This window comes from Agrobacterium sp. CNPSo 3708, from assembly GCF_028674915.1.
GTDB classification, from domain to species: Bacteria; Pseudomonadota; Alphaproteobacteria; order Rhizobiales; family Rhizobiaceae; genus Agrobacterium; species Agrobacterium cavarae.
The window spans coordinates 1-2,442 of sequence record NZ_JAQZSF010000017.1 but is presented as its reverse complement, the minus strand read 5'-3'; the positions used below and the strand labels follow the sequence as shown (position 1 = coordinate 2,442).

Here is a 2,442-nt window from a genome sequence, read left to right as displayed (position 1 = left end):
AGATATACGATTCACAAACTGTGAGCTTCTATGTCTGCGCCTAGCTCTGGAACCAGAAACTTCCATATGATCGAGGCCGTTACGGAACGGCTTGAAGGTGCGCAAGGCAGTTCCGGCGTCGTTGGTCCGATGAATTTAAAGAACGGGCAGTGGCTGAGGCGATGGAGCCTGGCGCAAGCGTTTCAGCGATTGCACATCGCATTGGCATTCATCCATCACAACTATTTTGCTGGCGTCGTGATGCTCGCACCGGACAAGGGGCTCTTTGGTGGCTGGGACTGTCGAGGCGGATTCGGGGCCGATTTGCGCGAGGGCGGTGATTGAGGTGGTTATTGGCGACGTCGTTGTCCGGGCTGGGGCGGATACCGATGAAGCACACCTCAGTCGCGTGATCCGAGCGGTGCGGTCGGCATGATCCCGTCGAACGTAAAAGTCTTTCTGGCGAGCCATCCGATCGACTTCCGTAAGGGACCTGACAGCTTGCTATCACTGGTTCGAGATGCTGGCAGTGATCCGTTCAACGGAGCTCTTTATGTCTTCCGGGCGAAACGAGCAGACCGTATCAAGATCGTATGGTGGGATGGCTCCGGCGTTTGCCTCTACGCCAAGCGGCTGGAGAAAGCCCAGTTCTGCTGGCCGCGCATCGGACATAGCCGGGTCCAGCTCAACAATGCCCAGCTTCTGGCTCTGGTGGATGGGATGGACTGGAAACGCGTTCGCTCAACCCCCATCAAGCCGCCAGAGATTGTTGGGTAAAACCCCTGCGGCGAATTGAATCATGCACCTGAAACTGCGGGCGGATCACAGCAAAATATGCTCTGATCATACCCATGACGCGACCCGATATAGAGCTCCCGGATGATGTAGAGGCACTCAAGGCCATGGTTCTTGCCATGGCCGAAAAGGCCGCTCGCGTCGAGGCTTTGGAAAAGCAGGTCGATGATCTCGAGGCCCGAAATGCTGACGCCGATGCGCGCATCGAGCGGCTGACACAGATCCTGAAAGCTTTTGACCGCGCGCGCTTCGGACGGCGTTCAGAGAAACTTGCAGCGGCCAGTGCTGATGACGAGCAGCATGCTTTTGTCTTTGAGGAGATCGAGACCGGTATTGCGGCGATCAGGGCCAAGGTTACGAGTGGCATCAACAAAGATGACAAACGTCCACCGAGGCCACGCAAGGGCTTTGCGGCGCATCTGGAGCGTATCGAGGTGGTGATCGAGCCGGAAGACTTGCCGGAGCATGCGGGTAAGACCAAAATCCTGATCGGAGAAGACATATCCGAACGCTTGGATGTCGTTGCAGCGAAGTTCCGTGTCATTGTCACGCGCCGTCCCAAATACGCTTTTAAGAACGAAGACGGCGTGATCCAGGCTGCGGCCCCGACACATATCATCGAGGCGGGTATCCCAACCGAAGCGCTTCTGGCCCAGATCGCCGTCTCCAAATATGCCGATGGCCTACCACTCTATCGGCAGGAGGCGATCTAAGCCCGCGACAAGGTCGAACTTGACCGCAGGCTCATGGCTCAATGGATGGGAAAGCTAGGGTTCGAGCTCGACATCCTCGCCGATTATATCCTGAACGAAATCAAGAAGGCGGAACGAATATTTGCCGACGAGACGACCCTTCCGACACTGGCGCCTGGATCCGGGTCGGCGAAGACCGCTTGGTTATGGGCCTATGCCAGGGATGATCGAACTTTCGCAGGCAACAGCCCGCCCATGGTGGCCTATCGCTTCGAAGGCAGTCGGGCGACCGACTGCGTGGCACGACACCTCAGCGGCTATCGCGGGATTCTGCAGGTTGATGGGTACGGGGCCTACAGCAAACTCGTCCGCAAGGACGGCGGCAACGACGGCGTTATTCTGGCTGGCTGCTGGGCCCATAGCCGTCGCAAGTTCTATGAATTGCATGTCGCCAAGAGCTCCAAGGTTGCAACTGAGACAGTCGAGCGAATGGCAACGCTTTGGGAAATAGAAGATACTGTCCGTGGTCAAAGCCCTGAGGCGCGTGTCGCTGCCCGACAAGAACGCTCGGCGGCGATAGTCCGTGACCTCTTCACTCTGTGGCAGGCGACTTTGCCGCGAGTATCAGGCAAATCCAAACTCGCCGAAGCTCTACGGTACTCGATCAAGCGTCGTGACGTCTTCGAACGCTTCCTGACGGACGGCCGTGTCGAGCTCGACTCCAACATCGTCGAGCGAGCGATCAGACCGTAGGCGATAACAAGAAAAAATAGTCTCTTCGCCGGCAGCGACGGCGGCGGCAGAACATGGGCGACAATCGCGACACTTTTGCAGACTGCAAAAATGAATTCTGTCGATCCCCAGGCCTGGCTGACGCAGACGCTCGAGCGCATCGCAAACGGCTGGCCTAGCAGCGAAATCCATGCCCTTATGCCGTGGAACTACAAGGCCTGAACGGCCTCAGCTTGCCGCTTAC

General features: G+C 57.5%; 2 protein-coding genes and 1 pseudogene. All 3 read left to right on the top strand.

The window, feature by feature from the left end; translation table 11 throughout:
- Positions 1 to 66: 66 nt before the first annotated feature.
- The 3 genes and pseudogenes from PVA19_RS22455 (at position 67) to tnpC (ending at position 2,420) form a co-directional block, all read left to right on the top strand.
- A complete protein-coding gene (locus PVA19_RS22455; RefSeq protein WP_443111659.1) occupies positions 67 to 324 on the top strand; it encodes a hypothetical protein in 258 nt (85 codons plus the stop codon).
- Positions 325 to 411: 87 nt separating this feature from the next.
- Positions 412 to 756 (top strand): IS66 family insertion sequence element accessory protein TnpB, encoded by a 345-nt coding sequence (tnpB, locus tag PVA19_RS22265; protein ID WP_012478067.1) that lies wholly within the window; start codon positions 412 to 414, stop codon positions 754 to 756.
- Positions 757 to 830: 74 nt separating this feature from the next.
- Positions 831 to 2,420 (top strand): annotated as a pseudogene (tnpC, locus tag PVA19_RS22260) (IS66 family transposase).
- The last annotated feature ends 22 nt before the right edge of the window (positions 2,421 to 2,442 follow it).